This window comes from Micromonospora sp. TSRI0369 (genome assembly GCF_001905625.1).
In the GTDB taxonomy this organism is placed as follows: Bacteria; Actinomycetota; Actinomycetes; order Mycobacteriales; family Micromonosporaceae; genus Micromonospora; species Micromonospora echinospora_A.
This window is the reverse complement of record NZ_LIVU01000017.1, coordinates 45,839-65,430: the sequence shown is the minus strand read 5'-3', so window position 1 is coordinate 65,430 and position 19,592 is coordinate 45,839. Positions and strand designations below refer to the sequence as shown.

Sequence of the window (19,592 nt, the reverse complement as noted above, 5' to 3'; positions counted from 1 at the left end):
GGTAGGTGCCACTCACCTTCCCGTCGCACCTGGCGCCGGTGCTGCCCCTGAAGCTGTGGCGGCCCCGCTGGTTCGACGGGGTGGCGCTGTGCGCCGGTGCGGTGGCGCCGGACGCGGCGTACCTGCTCACCGGCACGCCGCTGGCGCTGGGCATGCGCACGCACACGCTCGGCGGGCTGCTGTGGTGGGGGCTGCCGGTCGCGCTCGCGTACGCCTGGGTGGCGCGCCGCGTGGTCGCCGGCGTCGCCGCGCACCTGCCGGGGCGGCGGTTGTTCGGCTGGCCCTGGTACGCGACGCTGGCCGGGGTGCGGCACCCATGGCAGGTGTCGGTCTGCTCGGCGCTCATCGGGGCGTTCAGTCACATCGCGTGGGACCGGGTCAGCCACAGCGAGCGCCTGCCCCGGCTGCTCGGCATCGCCGACTTCCACGCTCTGACCGGCGTGTACTGGTACCAGTTCGTGGACGTGACGGCCGGGCTCGGCGGCGGCCTGCTGGTGGTCGTCCTGGCCGTGGGGGAGGCCCGCCGGGGACAGCCGGCCGAGGGCGCGGCGCCACCGCTGCCGGAGGCGAACCCGTCCGTGTTCTGGCGGGTCGCGCTGGCGGTCACCGGGCTCGGCGCGCTGCTGCTGCCCGCGCTGCCCGCGGCGGACGTGCCCGGCCCGGCCGGAGTACGGGCGCTGCACGTGGTCGCGCTGGCGCTCGTCGCCGGCGCTCTCGCCGCCCGGTCCGCCGCGCCGCGACCGGCCGGGCGCAGTAGGCGCCTCGAAGCCGAACAGCGCGGAACCGGCTGACCCCGTTACGCCGACATGCCGAAATTCCGCATAGACATCAATCACAAGCGCAGCCGCCGGTCATCGCTTGTCCGGCCTGCGCGTACGCGCCTAACCTGAGCCGGCGTCCGCGCCTCGTCGGGGTGAGACGGGGGCGCACCGGAGTCCGGTGGGAAGAGCACCGTGGAGCTGAGTGCGGGCATACCGGCTCGCCGCGCGGAGCCCGGCGAACGGCGTCGTGCCACGCCTGCCGTGTTCCCACGGCGCAGACCGCTACCCAACCGGACGGCCGGGGTCAGGGCCGGGGAGTTGCGGACCCGGTCCTGACCCGTCCGGCCCTGCCGCCGCGCTTCGCCGCCGGCACCTCTCCTGATCGATGCGCCGCCGTCGGCGGGACAGTTCTGCCTGCTCGCGGCGCGGCTGCCCGCACTCCCGCCGCCGACCGGGCAGTAGCTGACGGATAGCCCAGCGTGTATGTGCTGTTCCTAGCCTTCACCCGTCCTGTCACCGGAGTTGACCGGAGGGTAACGGGTGAGGAGACCATCACGAGGCGCCCTGATCGGGGGCCTGGCGTTGGCCATGGTGGCCACGCTGGGCGGGGCCGCGGTCCTACCGGACCGCGACCCAGCCGCAACAGAACAGGCCGCCGCGCCGAGCGGGAAGAACGACGACAGCGGGCTGCTGGACCGGCTCGGCGACGCCGCGCGCGGCCTGGTCGCCGGTGGCGGCAACCGGGCCCGGCCCGAGGTGGTCAGCGCCGGTCTCCACCGCGACGAGAAGCCCGTCGCCGGCCGGAAGTGGCCGGCGCAGAAGCGGGTCAGGGAGCTGCCCGGCCGGCGGACCGAGAAGGCCAAGGTCTATCAGCTGGCCGACGGCCGGCTGCAGGCGGAGATCTCCGCCACGCCGTTGCACTACCGGGACGGCAGGGGCAGGTGGCAGCCCATCGACACCACGGTCCGTCCGGTGGACGAGCCCGGCTACGCGCAGGGCAACCTGACAAACGCCTACACCAGTCTCTTCGGCGACAGCTCGGACGAGCTGGTGCGCTTCGAGCGCGAGGGCCGCGCGATCGAGCTGGGCCTGGCCGGCGCCGCCAAGGACGTCAGCCCGAAGGTCTCGGGCTCCACTGTGACGTACCCGGGGCTGGCCGGCGGCGCGGACGTCGTCTACGACGTGACCAGCACGGCGCTGAAGGAGAAGATCGTCCTGCGGCAGCCGCCGGCAGGTTCGGCGTCCTACACGTTCACGCTCGAGACGGCGGGCCTTACCGCGCAGCAGCGCGCGGACGGCTCGATCGCGTTCCTCGGCCGCGACGGCGGCGCTCCGGTGTTCGTCATGCCGCCGCCGTTCATGTACGACAGCAAGGACGACAAGTCCTCCCCGCACGGCAAGGTGTGGTCGGACAAGGTCACCCAGAAGGTGACCAGCTCGGGTGGCACGTCGACGGTCACCGTCACCGCGGACACCGGCTGGCTGACCGACCGGTCCCGGGTCTACCCGGTGGTGATCGATCCGACGATCAAGCTGCAGCCGGTGCCCACCGACGCGCAGGACGTGCAGATCTACTCCGGCGCCACGACCACCAACTACAACGACACCTACCAGCTGAAGGTCGGCACGGACGCGTCGAACGCGTACCGCACGCTGGTCAAGTTCGACGTCGGCTCGATCCCGCGGAACACGCCGATCGACGACGCGCAGCTGCAGATGTACTACTCGCAGACCCACCACGCGTGGGGCTTCGACGTCGCGATGGAGGCCCGCCGGGTCACCCAGCCCTGGAACGAGAGCACCGCGACCTGGGCGAACATGAACGCCAACATGGCCGCCCAGCCGGCCGGCAACATGGTCACGCAGGACGACGGTGACGCCGGCACCTCGGTGTCCGGCACCTGGTCGTACTCGGGCAACACGGCGCTGACCGGGCTCGCAGTCAACGGCGACTACCGCTTCAACAACGACACCACCACCGGGCACACCCACACCTGGGTGCCGACCATCACCGAGGCCGGCAACTACCAGGTCGAGGTCCACTACGTGTCGGAGTCGGACCGGCCGACGAACGCGCCGTACACCGTGCACTACAACGGCGGGTCGAAGACGTACACGGTCGACCAGACCGGCAGCGCGCGCGGCGAGTGGAAGACCCTCGGCGTGCACCCGTTCGCGGCCGGCACCACCGGCAAGGTCGTCCTCGGGGACGTGTCCGGCAAGTCGGTGATCGCGGACGCGGTGCGGTTCACCAAGTGGGGGGCGGCCACCAAGAAGGCCTCGGTCTCCAACGTGTGGAGCTCCTTCCCGGTCCGCAACGTGGTGCAGGACTGGGTGAACGGCGCGTACGCCAACAACGGCTTCATGGTGAAGGCGGTCGACGAGGCGGACAAGGGCCGCGGCGGCCCGATCTACGAGGCCTCCGAGTACGCGTACAACAACGCCCGCCGGGACTACAACCTGCCGAAGCTGGTCATCACGTACGGCCGGCCGGGCGTGGCGGTCAGCCCGCCGACGACGCTCACCGCCACCGGCGCGGTGCTGGACTGGCCGGCGTACGCCGACCCGTCGTCGTCCACCGCCGACGACGCGGTGGAGTACCAGGTGCACCGCAGCATCTACCAGAACTTCACCCCGTCGGCGGCGACCCTGATCGCCCCGGTGTCCACCAGCACCCGCACCTACCAGGACACCACGGCGATCCCGACGGCGGCGGACAACACCGACCCGCTGGCGCGGAAGTTCTACTACTACATGGTCGCGGTGAAGACCCGCGACGGGCAGGTCCTCGCCGGGCCCACCCAGTCGGCGATCCTGCCGAAGGCGGGCCAGATCACCCGGATCTACCGCACCGGCACCACCGACACCACGCTCTCCCAGGCCCGCCCGACGGAGAACGTGGACGTCTACGACGGTGACCCGTACGTCAGCCCGGGCAACAACTCGTCCTACTACGGGGACACCCGCGGCCTGGTGAAGTTCCCGACGCTGACCGGCATCCCGGCCAACGCCAAGGTCGTCGACGCCGACCTGCGGCTGTACAACAGCGGGCTCTACCCGGGCACCGACACCGACGAGTACGTCGACGTCCACAAGCTGACCAGGAACTTCACCGAGACCAGCGCGACGTGGAACACGTACGACGGCACCAACGCGTGGACCACCGCCGGCGGTGACTACGACACCTCCTGGAAGGCGAGCTACAACCAGTTCACGAACGACCCCAAGTGGGCCTCCTGGGACGTGACCACCGCGGCCGACGGCTGGGTCAAGGACCCGACGAAGAACTTCGGCCTGCTGTTGCGGCAGCGCGACGAGGTGAACCAGACCGCACGGGCGGTGCTGCTGTCGTCCGAGGCGCAGGAGCCGCTGCTGCGGCCCACGCTGGAGGTCACCTACCTGGAGCAGACCGCGGAGTCGACGTACTACGCGGCCTCGACGCCGGCGCTGGCCACCGCCAACTCCACGTACACGGTGCCGGTCACACTGTCGAACCCGACGCTCACGGCCTGGAACCCGACCGACTGGGAACTGGCCTACGACTGGAAGCGGGCCGACGGGGTCACCGACGGCGCGGACGCCAGTTACGAGCTGAAGACCGCACTGCCGAAGAGCGTCCCGGCCGGCGGCACCGTCGACGTGGCCGCACAGGTGAAGACGCCGCCGTCGTCCACCGAGGGCAACGAGCGCACCGACTACGTCCTGCAGTGGGACCTGCGCAACAAGCTCACCGGCAAGAAGCTGTCGGAGACCGCGTCGATCCCGGCGCTGCCGCAGAACATCTCCGTCGAGGAGCCGACCTCCGACCAGCTCGGCCTGGAGAAGTTCTACTCGTACGCGGGGAAGAACACCGGCGCCGGCGGCAGCCTGATGAACAACCTGTACTCCGGCAACACGGTCTGGTCGTACAACGCGTTCAACAACCCGTCCCGGGGCCTGTCGACGTTCGTCCGGATGTCCTACAACTCGCTGGACACCACCGACACGGTGGCCGGGTACGGCTGGTCGCTGCAGGCGTCGTCGATGATGCGGCTCGGCGCCCCGCTGGACTTCCACCCCAACCCGAACCCCACCAAGGTCACCCTGACCGACGGTGACGGCACCAGCCACCGGTTCACCTGGGACGCCACCGCGAACGAGTGGAAGAGCCCGAAGGGCGTGCACCTCTACCTGCAGAAGTACGGCAGCGTGGACTGCAAGCCCAACACCGACGAGCCGAAGGCGTGGGTGCTCACCCGGCCGGACCGGACGCAGTTCTTCTACGACTGCGAGGGCTTCCTGTCGAGCGTTGTCGACAACAACGGCAACGAGATGCTCTTCACCTACGAGGAGCGCAAGTCCAACAACAAGCCGACGAAGTTCCTGCGGTACATCACCGACCCGACCGGCCGGATCACGCTGACCATCGACTACTACGCCAAGGGTCAGACGTACGACTACATCAACGACACCACCTGGACGCGGGTCTCCGGCGCGACGAACCTGACCAACCCGAAGATCATCGACCACATCTCGCAGATCACCGACGTCTCGGGACGCAAGCTCACGTTCACCTACACGGACAAGGGCCTGCTCGGTGAGCTGATCGACGGCGCCGGCTCGACGAACGGCACGCCGAAGACGTTCAAGTTCGCCTACGACATGACCCAGGGCAACAAGAACGTCAAGCTGGTCAAGGTCACCGACCCGCGGGGCAACGCGACCGGCCTGGTCTACAACTACCCGCAGAACGGGGACGACCCGAAGTTCCACTGGACCACGAAGTCCTACACCGACCGGCTCGGCCACCTGACCCAGTTCGCCTACGTCGACCCGGACGGCCCGCAGGGCAACAACATCAACACCACTGTCACCGACGCGGAGAACCACGCCTCTCAGTACCTCCTGGACGGCTACGGCCGGGCGTACCAGGTCACCAACGCCAAGAACGAGGTCACCAAGACCGGCTGGGACGACGACCACAACGTCATCCGGCTGGAGGAGGCCAACACCGCAGTCTCGACCTGGGCGTTCGACCCCAAGACCGGGTACCCGACGACGATCCGGGACGCGGAGGCGGTCAAGAACGGCTGGCCGGGCACGGTACTGACCTACCAGCGCCAGCTCAACGGCTACGTGGCCGAGGTGGTCAGCAAGACCAGTTCGGAGGGCCGCAAGTGGACCTTCACGTACACCGGTGAGGGCGACGTCGCGACGGTCACCGACCCGGTCGGCAACACCACGCCGGCCGACGGCGACTACACGAGCACCAACACCTACGACGAGTGGGGCCAGCTGCTCAGCGCCCGGGACGCCAAAGGCAACACCACGGCGTACGGCCCGTTCCACCCGAGCGGCTACCCGACGACCATCACCGACGCGGGCACCGGCAAGTCGTACTTCACCTACGACGACCGGGGCAACGTCACCGAGGTCAAGAACGGCAAGAACGCCAAGGTGACGCAGGCGTACGACACGTTCGGCCGGCCGACCACCAAGGTGGAGCCGATGGACGCGGCCAACAACCGCTTCATCACCACCAAGGCCCCGGTGTACGACCCGAACGACAACATCACCACCGCGTACGCCGCGAACGGCGCCGTGTCGACCTCCGTCTACGACAAGGCGGACCAGGTCGTCGAGACGCTCGCCCCGAAGGACGAGTCGAGCGACCCGGAACGCAAGACGACCACGACGTACGACAAGGTCGGCAACGTCCTCACCGTCACCGAGCCGCAGGGCAACCTGACCTCGACGGTGGGTGACTACACCACGACCACGAAGTACGACGCGATCTACCAGCCGACCGAGGTCACCAACGGCCTCGGCCAGAAGGTGAAGTCGGAGTACGACAACGTCGGCAACGTCACGGTCCTGTACGACGCGAAGAAGACCGCCAGCGCGGCGGACGACTTCACCACGAAGTACGAGTACGACCTGAACCGCCGGGTCGTGAAGACCACCGACGCGGCGGGCAAGTTCACCACCGCCCGCTACGACAAGGACGGCCTGACGCTCGGCACCACCGACGCCGACGGCAACGAGTCGCTGGCGACGTACGACGCCCGCGGCGCGCTGGTGGAGTCGAAGGTGCCGCACAGCAAGGACGGTTCCGGCACCGTCACCTACCGCACCACCAAGTACGAGTACGACCAGGTCGGCAACCAGACGAAGCTGATCACCCCGCGCGGGGTGGACACCACCGACGACGCCGACGACTTCTCCGTGGTGACCGTCTACGACGCGCTCAACCGCAAGAAGGAGGAGTGGTCGTCCTACGACAAGGACGACAGCCGCTACAACAAGCCCGACAAGACCTTCTACAGCTACGACGAGATCGGCAACCTGACGAAGGTCAGCGCGCCACCGTCGGACGGGCAGACGGTCCGCAACGACACCGAGTACACCTACTACGACAACGGGTGGACCCGGACGTCCAAGGACCCGTGGGACATCGTCAACTCCTACGACTACAACGACCTGGGCCAGCAGACCAAGAACACGCTGAGCTCGGCCGGCGGGTCGACCACGCGGACGATGACCTGGCAGTACTACCAGTCCGGCAACGAGAAGGGACGGTCGGAGGACGGCCTGCCGGTCGGCAAGGACGTGGTCCTGGTCGACAACACCGACACCAACAACACCGCCTCGCAGGGCACCTGGACCAACGGGTCCGCCACCGGGCAGTGGGGCTACGACGTCTCCACCGCCCCGGCCGGCAGCGGGTCGGCGCAGTTCAACTGGCAGCTGACCATCCCGCGCGACGGCACGTACGAGGTGTTCGTCAGGCACCCGCAGGTCACCGGTGCCGCGACGGACGCGAAGTTCACCATCACGCACGACGGCGGCAGTGTCACCAAGACGGTGAACCAGACGCAGAACACCGGCGCGTGGATCAGCCTGGGCAGCTACTCCTTCAAGGAGGAGGGCGCCCAGAAGATCGCCGTCACCGACCAGGCGACCGGCAAGGTGCTGGCCGACGCGGTCAAGCTGGTGCGGGACAACGCCGCGGACGTCGACAACGAGCGCAAGGAGTTCACCTACCGGTACAACCCGAACGGGATGATGGTCGAGGTCAAGGACCTCAGCCCGGGCGCGAAGATCGGCCGGTACGACATCGCGTACGACCAGCTCAACCAGATCTCCACGGTGAAGGAGTTCGCCGGGGGAAGCGACACGAGCGCGAAGAACACCACGGCGCTGACCTACGACGACAACGGCAACCCGCTCACCTCGACCCACGACCTCACCTGGTCGAAGATCGAGTACGACCCGCGGGACATGGTCGCCAAGGTTACCAACGCCGACTCGCCGACGGCCGGCAACCAGCAGATCTCGACGTTCACCTACACCAACCGCGGGCAGGTGCTCAAGCAGACCAAGCCCAACGGCAACACGGTGGACTTCGAGTACTACCTCGACGGCGCCACCAAGCGTCAGCTGGAGAAGACCTCCGGTGGCGCCACAGTCGCCGAGCACAACCTCCAGTACCAGGCCAACGGGCACCCGTCGCGGGACGTGCTGAAGCTGATGAACGCCGACAACTCGTCGGACTACATCGACAACACGTACGTCTTCAGCTACGACCCGCAGGACCGGATCGCCAAGCTGGACAAGACCGGTGACAGCACCTCGACGGAGACCTACACCTACGACGCCAACGGCAACACGGTGTCGCAGACCGTCGGGGGGACGACCAGCACCAGCAAGTACGACCGGAACCGGCTGCACTCGACCACCACGGCGGGTGTGACCTCGACGTACAACTACGACCCGCTGGGGCGCCTCGACACGGTGTCGGTCGGTGGCCAGCGGGCGCAGAAGTACTACTACGACGGCTTCGACCGGACCGCGAAGACCACAGCGGGCGTCGGCGCCAACGCCAAGTCGACCACCTACGTGTACGACCCGTTCGACCGTACGGTGTCGCAGACGACGGCCGGCAAGACCACCCTGTTCACGTACCTGGGGATGGACAACCAGGTGCTCCGCGAGGAGGTCGCGGGCAAGGCGACGAAGTCGTACCAGTACGCGCCGTGGGGTCAGCAGCTGACCCAGATCAAGCACAAGGACGACGGGGCGCGGGAGTACTCGCAGTTCATCTACCGGCCGCGCGGTGACGTCATCGGCATCACGAAGGAGGACGGCAAGACCCGGGCCACGTACGGGTACACCGCGTACGGCCAGGACGACTCGTCGCAGTTCACCGGTGTGGACAAGCCGGGAGCGCAGCCGGAGGGCGAGGAGCCGTACAACGCGTTCCGGTTCAACGCCTCCCGCTGGGACGCGGGTTCGGGCACGTACGACATGGGGTTCCGCAACTACGACCCGGGCCTGAACCGGTTCCTGACGCGGGACACCTACGGCGGCGCGATGGCGGACATGGCGCTGGGGATGGATCCGTTCACCGGTAACCGGTACGCGTTCGCCGGCGGGAACCCGATCAGCTTCATCGAGCTGGACGGGCACCTGTTCGGGATGTCGTGGTCTGACATCGGCCACGCCACCCTGGACGTGGTCGGGATGGTGCCGGTGGTCGGTGAGGTGGCCGACGTCGCCAACGGCATCTGGTACGCGGCCGAGGGCAACTACGTCGACGCGGCGCTGTCGATGGCCTCGGCGATCCCGCTGGCGGGCAACGCGGTGACGGCGGCGAAGCTGGCCAAGACGGGTAAGAAGATCGCCGACGGCATCGACACGGCCAACGACGTCAAGAAGGGCGTCGAGGCGACCACCGACGCCTCCAAGGCGTTGCCCACCAACACCCCGAAGCCGAAGACCGAGTCCCCAGCCGCACCGACCAAGTGCAACAGCTTCGTCCCGGGCACGAAGGTCCTGCTCGCCGGCGGCGGCGCCAAGGCGATCGAAGACCTGAAGGTGGGCGACGAGGTCCTCGGCACGGACGTGGAGTCGGGCCAGAACCAGGGCCGTGCGGTCACCGACGTCCGTAGCCACGAGGGCAGCAAGACGCTGGTGACGATCACCGTCGACGTGGACGGCAAGGCCGGGTCGAAGACCGGGTCGATCACCTCCACGGCGGCGCACCTGATCTGGCTGCCCGACGCCGGACAGTGGGTCAACGGGGGTGACCTCAAGCCCGGCATGTGGCTGCAGACCGCAGCCGGCACCTGGGTCCAGATCACCGCCATCACCAAGACGATCCGCCACGAACGAGTCCACAACCTCACCGTCAACGGCGTCCACACGTACTACGTTCTCGCCGGGGACAAACCGGTCCTGGTGCACAACTGCGGGGTCGAGTGGAAGAACGAGAACGACCCGAACTTCCCGAACCGCAACGTCGACCGCGATCCGCAGGACGCTCTCCCCGATCCTTCGGTGGTGCGCAGCAGCAACGACGGTATGGGACCCCTCCGCGACGGTGACCACCATTTCGTGGTCATGCCGAACAACGGGGTACGGGCCGTGCACGACGACGACCTCGCCGACCTGTGGGACCAGGACGTCTGGCCCGGTCACACGAGCCTGGCGGGATTCGACGCCGCCGGGCGACCCAACCCGGTGCTCATGGCGGGCCGGTTCACCGCCAACAACGGCAAGATCACGTCCTATGACAACTGGTCCGGCCATTACCAGCCACAGCAGTACGGCGGCCGGAAGCTGCAAGACATCGCGAAGGGCGCGTTCACGGCCGCAGGGTGGGCGGGTCGGAGACTGCGATTCCGGCAGTACTGATCGAGTTCCGGCTATCGCCCTGGACGTTGTAGGGCGATAGCCGGAACTACACCGGGCATCGCGGGTCACGGCCCGCGATGCCCGGTCCTATTACCGGTGACCAGTAAGGTTGCCTCTGAGGAGGGATGGATGTCGGGGCTTTGGCGGACTGTCTGGGCGACCGGTCAGGACATCCCGCGCATGGGCCGTCTCGTGCGTACCGGTCCGGTGCTCGCGTTGGATGCGGGCGGCGATGATCTGCGCCCGCTCGCGGCCGCCGTCGCCGGGCGTAGTCCCGCCGACGCTGCCGGTGATCGTCTTCAGGTGTGGGACATCGTCTCGGGACAGCTGACGACGGCGACGGTGGAAGCCGCCGTGTGCGTGGCGGTCGGCGCGTCGGCGGACGGTGCGGTCGCGGTCACCGGGCACTCGGACGGCACGGTGCGAGTCTGGGCGTTGCCGGACCTGACGATGCTACGGAGCTGGCGCACGGGTCTGCAGGGCGTCGAGGACGTTCGGGTGGCCGGGCCGGCCCCACACGCGGTCGTGGTGACGCTCGGCGCCGACGGTGCGGTGGCGCGATGGTCGCTGGAAACCGGGGGACCCCTGGGCACGCTCGGCGTTCCGGAGTCGCTCGCGATCTGTGCCGGGCGGCTGGTCTCCGGCCGGCACGTGGTGGTGGCCGCCGGGCGCGAAGTGTCGTTGTGGGACGCGCACAGCGGGCAACGGCTGCCGCTGCCGGTCGCGGATCAGCAGACTCCCGGCGGCATCGCCGCGGCCCTGCTGTCGGCACGAGACGGGCGGGATGTGCTGACCGTCGTGACGGGGCCGCGCGAGCTGGTCATGTTCGACGTAGCCACCGGCGCGCAGGTGGGCGGCCGGGTCGACGCACACGTCGATGACTTTCCGCCGCACCAGGGACGCATGTGGGGCGGCAAGCGTGCCCGGCCGCGGCTGGCGATGGTGAACGGGACCGTGGCTGTGCCGACGAAGTGGCGGGTCCATCTTTGGGATCTGCCAGCTGCGACGCCCGCCGGGCCGTCGTTGCCGGGGCCGGTGCGCACGCCGGTGCTCGCATCGGTGCGCTGGGAGGGGCGTGATTGGCTGCTCACGGGGTCGGCTGAGGACGGCATGGTCGGGCTGTGGGACCCGGACGCACCGCCGCAGCGATCGGCGGGCTTCCGCCAGCCGGTCGCGCGGCTGGCCATGGCGGAGTCCGGCGTGGTGGTCTGCGCCGACGAGGGTGGGACGATCGCAGCGCACCGGGCCGAGGACGGTTCGCTGGTGACCGCGCCGACAAATACGCAGGTCCGAGGCGTCGTGTCGCTGGCGGCCTGGGTGGACGGGACGAGGGTGCGGGCGGCCACCGGAGCGGGGTCCCCGGATGCGTCGCACCCGTGGGTGCAGCGGTGGGACCTCATGCTGCGCGAGCAGATGCAACCACCGCTCAAGGTCAGCGTCCCCCAGGTGCGGCACGTGAGCATGACCAAGGTCCGGGGCGAGCTTGTCCTGGTGGTCATCGACCGCGAGCTGCTGCGTCTGCAGCGGGCCGACGACGGGACCCTGATCGACGAGGTTCGCAAGGAACGAGGAACCTACCGGCTCGTGACCGGCCCCTCCGAGGGCGGTCCGATCGCGGTGGTCTCGGCGATCGGCCGGCCGCCCGAGGTGTTCCGGCTGGACCGGTTGAGTGCACCGCCGTCGCCGATGCCCGGTCTTGACGGCGGCTTCGTCGCCGCTCTGGACGGCACGCGTCTGGTCGCCGGGAGTCTCGCCGAGCGCCGGTCGGGATGGCGTACGGCGTGGGCCTGCGACCTGACGGGCCGCCCGCTCGGTCCGGAGGTCGTCGGCGCCCCGATCACCTCCGTCGCGATCGCCACCTGGCCCGCAGTCTTCATCGCCCGCGCTGATGGGACAGTGTCCCTGATTGATCTCGAGTCCGGCCAGGAGCTGTGCCCGGCACTGCAACTGCCCGCGGAACCTCGCAGCATCGCCACCGACGACCTGGACGTGCTCGTGGGCGTCGGGGCCGATGTCGCGAGGTTTACGCCGCCGGTCGCCAAGCCTCTTCGGCGTGCTGACGATCGTGATCGAGGATAGAGCGGCGAGATCGGAACCCTCGTTGAGGCCATATCCGGTATCGCGGTGATCCTCAGCGCGGCCCGTCCTGCCGCCGGGCATCGGTTGGCGCCCGGGGTTCCGCATGGTGGTTCTCCATGCGGCATTGCGCATGCTGGTCGAGGGTCCGGCGCGGGCGATGGAGGAGTGTTCCATGGCGGCACGGAACGGTGCCTTCAGGATCGAAGCCCGGACCGGTCGTCGCCTGCTCGGCGTGGAGGAGCGTTGCCCGGCCGAAGACATCGCCGACCTGCTCGCCGGAGAGAGCGCAGACGCCATTCGGGACAGGGCTCGACGCGAAGGCCGCGAGCGCATGGAGCTGCTGTACGCACACTGGTACCGGTGACCCGAGGCGCACCAGGCGGGCGGTATGTACGCTGCGGATGCCGGGTACCGCGACGGCGCCGAGACCTCCGTGGACCGGAAGGGCCGGCCTCTGTCTCCCGTCACCCGGCGTGATCAACCCGAAGCGTCCTCAGCGGTATTTCTGTTACCTCGACACACCGCCAACCACATTGACATTCATCACGCTTAATTGTCCGGTTCCACCCTTGTTGGCCGCGAACCAGGCGCTTAGCGTGGGCGGCGCGTCTAGGGTTTACGGGGAGCGGCGCGATGGAACTTCAGATTCGGCTTCTGGGCACAGTGGAGCTGTGCGTCGACGGCGAGACCGTCACGCCCGGCGCGGCGAAGAGACGGGCCGTCCTGGCCGGGCTGGCGATCGAGGCGAACCACTCGGTCTCCCTGCCCCGGCTGGCCCGGATGGTCTGGTCCGACCACCCGCCGACGTCCGCCACTGCCAACCTCCGTACTCACGCGGCGGGCCTGCGGCGCACGGTGGGCGACCGGCTGGTCGCCCGTCCGCAGGCGTACGAGCTGAGGCTGGCGCCGCACGAGCTGGACGTGACCGAGTTCCAGCGGCTGGCGGCGCAGGGGCGGTCACTGCTCGCGTCGGCCGATCCGGCCGGCGCGATCGACACGCTCACTTCGGCCCTGGCCTGGTGGCGGGGCCCGTCCGGTGACGGCCTGCCCCGGAGCACCGCGCTGGACAACCGGTGGGCCGCCCTCGACGAGCAGCGGCTACAGGTCTTCGAGGAACTGACCGAGGCGCGGCTGGCCGCCGGTGAGCACGCCCACCTCCTGTCCGAGCTGCGCGCGCACCTGGCCGCGCACCCGTTGCGGGAGCGGGCCTGGGGGCACCTGATGCTCGCCCTCTACCGGTGCGGGGACGTGCCGGCCGCGCTCACCGTCTACCGGGACGCCCGGGCCGTCCTCGACGAGCAGCTCGGCCTCGAACCCGGCGCGGAACTGGCCCGGCTGCACCGGGCGATGCTGGACCGCGCGCCGGAGCTGTCGTACGTCGAGCCGGGAGGCGCTGTCGTGACCGCCTCGGCACCGGTCGCGGACCTTCGCCCCGCCGTCGGCTGGACCGTACCGCGGGAGCTGCCGGCGGACCCGCTCACCTACGTCGCGCGTACCGGGGAAACCGCCGACGTGGTGGCGGCGGTGACAGCGGCGACCCCGGCCGCGGTGGTCGTCACCGGCGCCCCCGGCAGCGGCAAGACCACACTCGCGGTACGCGCCGGGCACGCGGTCTCCGCCCTGTTCCCCGACGGCCAGGTCTTCGTGGACCTCGGTTACCGGACCTCGGTGACGGCGGGGGAGGTGCTGGCCCGGGTGCTGCGTGCGCTCGGCGTGCCGGCCGCGGACGTCCCCGAGAAGACCGACGAGCGGGCCGGCTGGTTCCGCTCGCTGGTGGCCGGTCGCCGGCTGCTGCTCGTCGTGGACGGGGTCACCAGGGCGGCGCAGGTGCGCCCGCTGCTGCCCGCGGGCCCCGGCCCGGCGCTGATCACCGTCGCTCAGCGGCACCTCGGCAGCCTGGACGGCGTACGCCGGGTGGCGCTGCGCCCGGTCGGGGGCGGGCAGGCCCGCGACCTGCTGGCGACGTTCGCCGGGCCGGAGCGGCTGGCCGCCGAGCCGGCGGCCACCGCCGACCTGGTGCGGATCTGCGGTGGTTCGGTGCTCGCCCTGCGCATCGCCGGCGCCCGGCTGGGGCGGCGGTCCGGCGCGCCGGTGTCCACCCTCGTCGCCGAGCTGGGTGACGGGCGGGCCCGGCTGGACCTGCTGGCCTACGAGGACCTGTCGGTACGGGCGAGCCTGGCCACTGGCGTGGCGGTGGTCCGCTCCGACGACGAGCTGGCCGGCCGGATGCTCGAACTGCTCGGCGCGCGGCCGGGCACGCCGGTGCACACGGCCGCGGACCAGCTCGGCGTCTCCCCCCAGCGGGCGCACCGCGCCCTGGACGACCTGGTCGACGCGCACCTGGCGCAGCGGGACGGGCACGGCGACTACCGGCTGCCAACGCTGGTGAGCGACTACGCCGCCGAACTGGCAGCGGTGGGCCGCGTGTCCGTTCGCGAGGCGGCCGAGCAGCTGTTCGACCCGTGGGCCGCCTGACGGCCGGATCGGCACCGGAATCGGAACGGGACGCCTCTGGTGCGCGGGCCGGTCACGGAGCGACACTGAGTCATGACTCCTCAGCGCGTACCGCTGCTCGCCGGCCTGGTCGTGCTGTTCGCGGCGGCCTGCACGGCGACCGGCCACGACGGCGCGTCCACGGCGCCCACCCCGACGGCCGCGGCGGTCCCCGCGGCGACCGCGACGGAGACCACGCCCACCCCGCCCGTGCCGACCGAAGCGGCCTCGACGGGCGGCTCGTGGCGTGTCACCTGGGACTGGGCCGTGCCCGGCCAGCCGGCCCGGGTGGCCCACCGGGTACGGGTGCCGGTCACGCCGCCGCCCGGGGAGCCGCTGCCTGTCCTGGTGGCGGTGGACGTCGGCGACCACCCGGCGGAGGGCTTCAGCCGGATCACCTTCGCGTTCCGCGGGCCCACCCCGTCCTACCAGGTCGCCTATGTGCCGCGGGTGGTGACCGAGGGCCGGGGCGCGCCGGTCGCGCTGCCCGGTACGGCGTACCTGTCGGTGCGGTTCGAGCCGGCCCAGGCGCACGACGCGCGCGGCGGCGGAACGGCGGACCTGCCGCCGGCGGCGATCCGCTTCCCGACGCTGCGCGGATGGGCGGTGGCCGGCGACTTCGAGGGGCACCTCAGTTTCGGGCTCGGCCTGCTGCCGCCGGACGCCGGCCGCCTGCCGGTGCGGCTGGGGGAGTCCACCCGCCCGGACGGTACGCACGTCGTGGCCGTGGACGTGCGGCGCAGCTGACGGCGGCCCGCGCCGACAGGAGCGGCGCGGGCCGACGGGGTCAGCGGTCGATGATGTTGTTGTTCTCGTCGATGCCGTGGGTGCGCCAGTAGACGTCCCACTCGTCGTCGACGTGCTGCGGCACCTTGCCCTCCGGGTAGCGCACGTACGGCGGGGACGGCTCCTGGCCGTCCGGCACGCAGGAACTGCCGCCCTGCGGGCCGACAGCGATCACCGGGTACTCGTCGCTGCCGCAGATGCTCTGCCGCAGCGAGCAGCCGGTGGTCGCCATCAGGCCGGCCAGTCCGAGCACGGCAAGAACGATCATGATTCGAATTCGCACGGGGAGATTCTCGCCGCCCCGCGCAGGGCCGTCATCGGTACGCGTACTCAATTCCGGGGGCGGGCCGGCCTCAGGTCAGCTCGCCCCGCACGATCGCCACCGCCACCCGGCAGAACTCGTCCATGTCGGGCTGGAAGCCGGCCGCGATGTCGGGGTGCAGGCCGGAGCGGGTCTCGTCGAGCAGGCGGCGGCACACGTCCTCCACCGGCTCGCCCGCGTAGCCGGAGCGGACCCGGTCCGCGGCGGCCTGCAGGGCCGAGGTGAGCTGATCCTCCAGCGGGCCACGCAGCTTCTGCTGCACAGGGTCGAGCCCGCTCGGGTCGAGCGTGACATGTGGCTCCGACATCGGCGCTCCCTTCGTCGGCGTCCGCGGTACCCCACCGCGAACGTCGGTCAAACCATCGTCGGTACGGCCGACACCCGGACCAGGTACGAGAACTCCTCCGCCGGCTCCTCGACGTACGACAGCCGGCGGATCTGCCGGTCGTCGGACCAGAGCGCGACGTCGACGAGCACTCCGAGGTGGGCGAGGCCGATGGTGGCGACCCGCTTCTTGTCCTGGAGCACCGCGCACACGCCGCCCAGCAGGGTGCTCGCGTCGGAGGTGCGGTGCCCGGGCGGACAACGCAGGGTCAGGTCCACCTCGACCGGGCCGGTGAGCGGGGTCCACCCGGTGCGCTGGGCCGCCGTGCAGGCGGCCTGAAGCAGGGTGCGGACCCTCGTCGCCTGCCGGTGCCCGGCGGCGAAGATGGACAGGGCCTCGGTCTTGACCGGGGGCAGGCCGCTCACCTCGAACGACAGGGCGAGAGCGCGGGTGTCCTGCACGACGGCACCTCCTCGGGGCGAATCCTGCCCAACCGGGGAACGAGCGGACGGCACTTTCCCGACAGAACCAACCGATCGGGCGGGCAGTGGGGACGGCCGGAGGCGTATCGACGTCGACGGCGACGCGCCGGCTACGGAGCCAGCCCCACGCTAATGCACGACCGCTGACGCTCGGTAGCCTCGCCGTTTCACCACGTGGGACGGCGTGTCGGCCGCGCCCGTCGTCGCGCTACCGGCGGTGTGCGCGCCGTCACCGTCACATGTCCGTGATGTTTCGCTCCGTCGCAGGTCGGGCACGTTCAGCCGCACGACACGCCCGGGGCGTTCGGCAATCGGGCCGATACTCCGGCCGGATCGCCGTGCGCCGGGGCACGGGTCACTCCCCGGTTCTTCGCCGAAGAGAGGGGGAGGGTGATGACGACAGTCCCCGACACGGCCGCACGACGGCCGGCCGGACGCGCGGCGGCGGCAGCCGCCGCGCTCGCGTTGGTGGCCCCGCTGGCCGCCTGCGGGTCCGGCGGCGACGGCGGTGTCCCCACGATCAACCTGTACTACCCGCCGGAGCAGAACCTGCAGAAGGTCGTCGACAACTGCAACACGGCGGCGCAGGGCCGGTACCGGATCGACTACCGGGTGCTGCCGCGCGAGGCGGACGAGCAGCGGGTGCAGATGGTCCGGCGGCTCGCCGCGCAGGACAGCGGGATGGACGTGCTCGGCCTGGACGTCACGTGGACCCAGGAGTTCGCCAGCGCGAAGTGGATCCGGGAGTGGACCGGCCAGGACAAGGCCGACGTGGAACAGGGCACGCTGGCCGGCCCGCTGGACACCGCCCGGTACGAGGACAAGCTCTACGCCGCGCCCAAGAACACCAACGTGCAGCTGCTGTGGTACCGGACCGACCTGGTCTCGCAGCCGCCGAAGACCTGGGACGAGATGATCTCCGCCGCCCAGCAGCTCAAGGAGCAGGGCAAGCCGTACCAGGTGCTGACCATGGGCGCCCAGTACGAGGGCCTCGTGGTCCTCTACAACACGCTCGCCGAGAGCGCCGGCGGCAAGATCCTCAGTGACGACGGCAAGAAGGCGGAGATGGACGCCGGCGCGGTACGCGCGCTCGACCAGCTCAAGAAGTTCGCCACGTCCGGCGTGACCTCGCCGTCGTTCAGCAACGCGCTGGAGGACCCGGTGCGGCTGGAGTTCCAGTCCGGCAAGGGCGCGTTCCAGGTGAACTGGCCGTTCGTCTACCCGGCGCTCCAGGAGGCCAACCCCGAACTGGCGAAGAACGTGAAGTGGGCCCGGGTGCCGGGCATCGACCCGGACACCCCCAGCAAGGTCACCATCGGCGGGGTCAACCTGGCGGTCAGCAGTTACTCGAAGCACCCGGAGGAGGCGTTCGAGGTGGCCCGCTGCCTGCGTAACGCCGAGAACCAGAAGTTCTCCGCCGTCAACGACGGCGTGCCGCCCACCATCGAGGCCGTCTACGACGACCCGGAGATGACCGAGGCGTACCCGATGAAGGAGACCATCCTGGAGGAGCTGAAGGAGCCGGCGGTGCGGCCGCTGACCCCGGCCTACCAGAGCATCTCCACTGTGATGTCGGCGATCCTGTCGCCGCCGTCGGCGATCCGGCCCGAGCAGACCGCTGACGAGCTGCGCAAGGCGATCTCCGACGCGCTGGAGTCGAAGGGGGTTCTGCCATGAGCGTGAACGCCACCCCGGCCGGCGCGCAGGCCGCTGCCGAGGCCGAGCAGCCCGGCGGCCGGCACGCCGCGGTGCCGGAGCAGCGGTCCCGGCGCGGCTCCCGTGCCCCGCTGAGCGAGAACAAGCGGGCCGAACGGCGGCTCGGCTGGCTGCTGTGCGCGCCGGCCGCGCTGGTCATGGTGCTGGTCACCGCGTACCCGATCCTGTACTCGGTCTGGCTGTCGCTGCAACGCTTCGACCTGCGCTTCCCCGACGAGCGGCAGTTCGTCGGGCTGGAGAACTACGTCACCGTCCTCACGAACGACTTCTGGTGGACCGCGTTCGGGGTGACCGCGCTGATCACGGTGGTCACCGTCGCGGTCGAGCTGGTGCTCGGCATGGGCCTGGCGATGATCATGCACCGGACGCTCGTCGGCCGTGGCATCGTCCGCACCGCGGCGCTGATCCCGTACGGCATCGTCACCGTGGTCGCGGCGTTCTCCTGGCGGTACGCCTGGACGCCGGGCACCGGCTACCTGGCGAACCTGTTCGACGGCAGCGCCCCGCTGACCGAGCGGGCCAGCTCACTGGCGATCATCATGCTGGCGGAGATCTGGAAGACCACCCCGTTCATGGCGTTGCTGCTGATGGCCGGGCTGGCGCTGGTGCCGGAGGACCTGCTCAAGGCGGCCTCCACCGACGGCGCGACGGCGTGGCAGCGGTTCACCAAGGTGATGCTGCCGGTGATGAAGCCGGCCATCCTGGTCGCCCTGCTGTTCCGCACGCTCGACGCGTTCCGGGTCTTCGACAACATCTTCGTGCTCACCAACGGCGGCAACGAGACGTCGTCGGTGTCGATGCTCGCCTACAACAACCTGATCCGGGGCCTGAACCTCGGCATCGGCTCCACGATGTCGGTGCTGATCTTCATCACCGTGGCGATCATCGCCTTCGTGTTCGTGAAGCTGTTCGGCACCGCTGCCCCGGGCAGCGACGATGGGGAGAGGCGCTGA

General features: G+C 70.1%; 11 protein-coding genes. 8 read left to right on the top strand and 3 right to left on the bottom strand.

What is annotated here, in order from left to right:
* Window positions 1-5: 5 nt before the first annotated feature.
* From AMK25_RS30460 to AMK25_RS30435, 6 genes are all read left to right on the top strand, one after another.
* Window positions 6-791 (top strand): DUF4184 family protein, encoded by a 786-nt coding sequence (locus tag AMK25_RS30460; RefSeq protein WP_073831811.1) that lies wholly within the window; start codon window positions 6-8, stop codon window positions 789-791.
* A gap of 510 nt (window positions 792-1,301) precedes the next feature.
* Window positions 1,302-10,436, top strand: coding sequence for a golvesin C-terminal-like domain-containing protein (locus tag AMK25_RS30455; protein WP_143194827.1), 9,135 nt, complete (start codon window positions 1,302-1,304; stop codon window positions 10,434-10,436).
* A 129-nt stretch (window positions 10,437-10,565) separates the two neighbouring features.
* Window positions 10,566-12,515: a WD40 repeat domain-containing protein gene (locus AMK25_RS30450; RefSeq protein ID WP_073831809.1), complete on the top strand. Its 1,950-nt coding sequence runs from the start codon at window positions 10,566-10,568 to the stop codon at window positions 12,513-12,515.
* Window positions 12,516-12,618: 103 nt separating this feature from the next.
* Entirely contained in the window at window positions 12,619-12,879 is a 261-nt protein-coding gene (locus tag AMK25_RS30445) for a hypothetical protein (RefSeq protein ID WP_073831808.1), read from the top strand.
* 269 nt (window positions 12,880-13,148) lie between these two features.
* Window positions 13,149-14,990, top strand: a complete 1,842-nt coding sequence (locus AMK25_RS30440) for an AfsR/SARP family transcriptional regulator (protein WP_083664880.1) — start codon at window positions 13,149-13,151, stop codon at window positions 14,988-14,990.
* A gap of 72 nt (window positions 14,991-15,062) precedes the next feature.
* Window positions 15,063-15,755: an AMIN-like domain-containing (lipo)protein gene (locus AMK25_RS30435; RefSeq protein ID WP_073831806.1), complete on the top strand. Its 693-nt coding sequence runs from the start codon at window positions 15,063-15,065 to the stop codon at window positions 15,753-15,755.
* Between the two features lie 40 nt (window positions 15,756-15,795).
* On the opposite strand, the gene AMK25_RS30430 is transcribed toward AMK25_RS30435, so the two are convergent.
* The 3 genes from AMK25_RS30430 to AMK25_RS30420 all read right to left on the bottom strand — a co-directional run bounded on the left by AMK25_RS30430 (window position 15,796) and on the right by AMK25_RS30420 (window position 16,902).
* The gene (locus AMK25_RS30430) at window positions 15,796-16,077 is read right to left on the bottom strand and encodes an SCO0607 family lipoprotein (protein WP_241826566.1); all 282 of its coding nucleotides are present in this window, start codon (window positions 16,075-16,077) and stop codon (window positions 15,796-15,798) included.
* Between the two features lie 70 nt (window positions 16,078-16,147).
* Window positions 16,148-16,423 (bottom strand): hypothetical protein, encoded by a 276-nt coding sequence (locus tag AMK25_RS30425; RefSeq protein WP_030500352.1) that lies wholly within the window; start codon window positions 16,421-16,423, stop codon window positions 16,148-16,150.
* A gap of 47 nt (window positions 16,424-16,470) precedes the next feature.
* Window positions 16,471-16,902 carry a hypothetical protein gene (locus AMK25_RS30420; RefSeq protein ID WP_073831804.1) on the bottom strand — a complete coding sequence of 144 codons (432 nt, stop codon included), beginning with the start codon at window positions 16,900-16,902 and terminating at the stop codon, window positions 16,471-16,473.
* Window positions 16,903-17,316: 414 nt separating this feature from the next.
* Here AMK25_RS30420 and AMK25_RS30415 point away from each other — a divergent pair, with 414 nt between their 5' ends.
* Together AMK25_RS30415 and AMK25_RS30410 are read left to right on the top strand one after the other, a co-directional pair.
* Window positions 17,317-18,600 (top strand): ABC transporter substrate-binding protein, encoded by a 1,284-nt coding sequence (locus tag AMK25_RS30415; RefSeq protein WP_073831803.1) that lies wholly within the window; start codon window positions 17,317-17,319, stop codon window positions 18,598-18,600.
* The gene (locus AMK25_RS30410; protein WP_073831802.1) at window positions 18,597-19,592 is read left to right on the top strand and encodes a carbohydrate ABC transporter permease; all 996 of its coding nucleotides are present in this window, start codon (window positions 18,597-18,599) and stop codon (window positions 19,590-19,592) included. The genes AMK25_RS30415 and AMK25_RS30410 overlap by 4 nt, the downstream gene beginning before the upstream one ends.

Excerpts from the sequence above, each read along its gene's own strand:
- AMK25_RS30445 (WP_073831808.1), top strand. The coding sequence starts at position 12,619 with ATGGTGGTTCTCCATGCGGCATTGCGCATGCTGGTCGAGGGTCCGGCG.
- AMK25_RS30410 (WP_073831802.1), top strand. The coding sequence starts at position 18,597 with ATGAGCGTGAACGCCACCCCGGCCGGCGCGCAGGCCGCTGCCGAGGCC.
- AMK25_RS30415 (WP_073831803.1), top strand. The coding sequence starts at position 17,317 with ATGACGACAGTCCCCGACACGGCCGCACGACGGCCGGCCGGACGCGCG.
- AMK25_RS30440 (WP_083664880.1), top strand. The coding sequence starts at position 13,149 with ATGGAACTTCAGATTCGGCTTCTGGGCACAGTGGAGCTGTGCGTCGAC.
- AMK25_RS30435 (WP_073831806.1), top strand. The coding sequence starts at position 15,063 with ATGACTCCTCAGCGCGTACCGCTGCTCGCCGGCCTGGTCGTGCTGTTC.
- AMK25_RS30450 (WP_073831809.1), top strand. The coding sequence starts at position 10,566 with ATGTCGGGGCTTTGGCGGACTGTCTGGGCGACCGGTCAGGACATCCCG.
- AMK25_RS30425 (WP_030500352.1), bottom strand. The coding sequence starts at position 16,423 with ATGTCGGAGCCACATGTCACGCTCGACCCGAGCGGGCTCGACCCTGTG.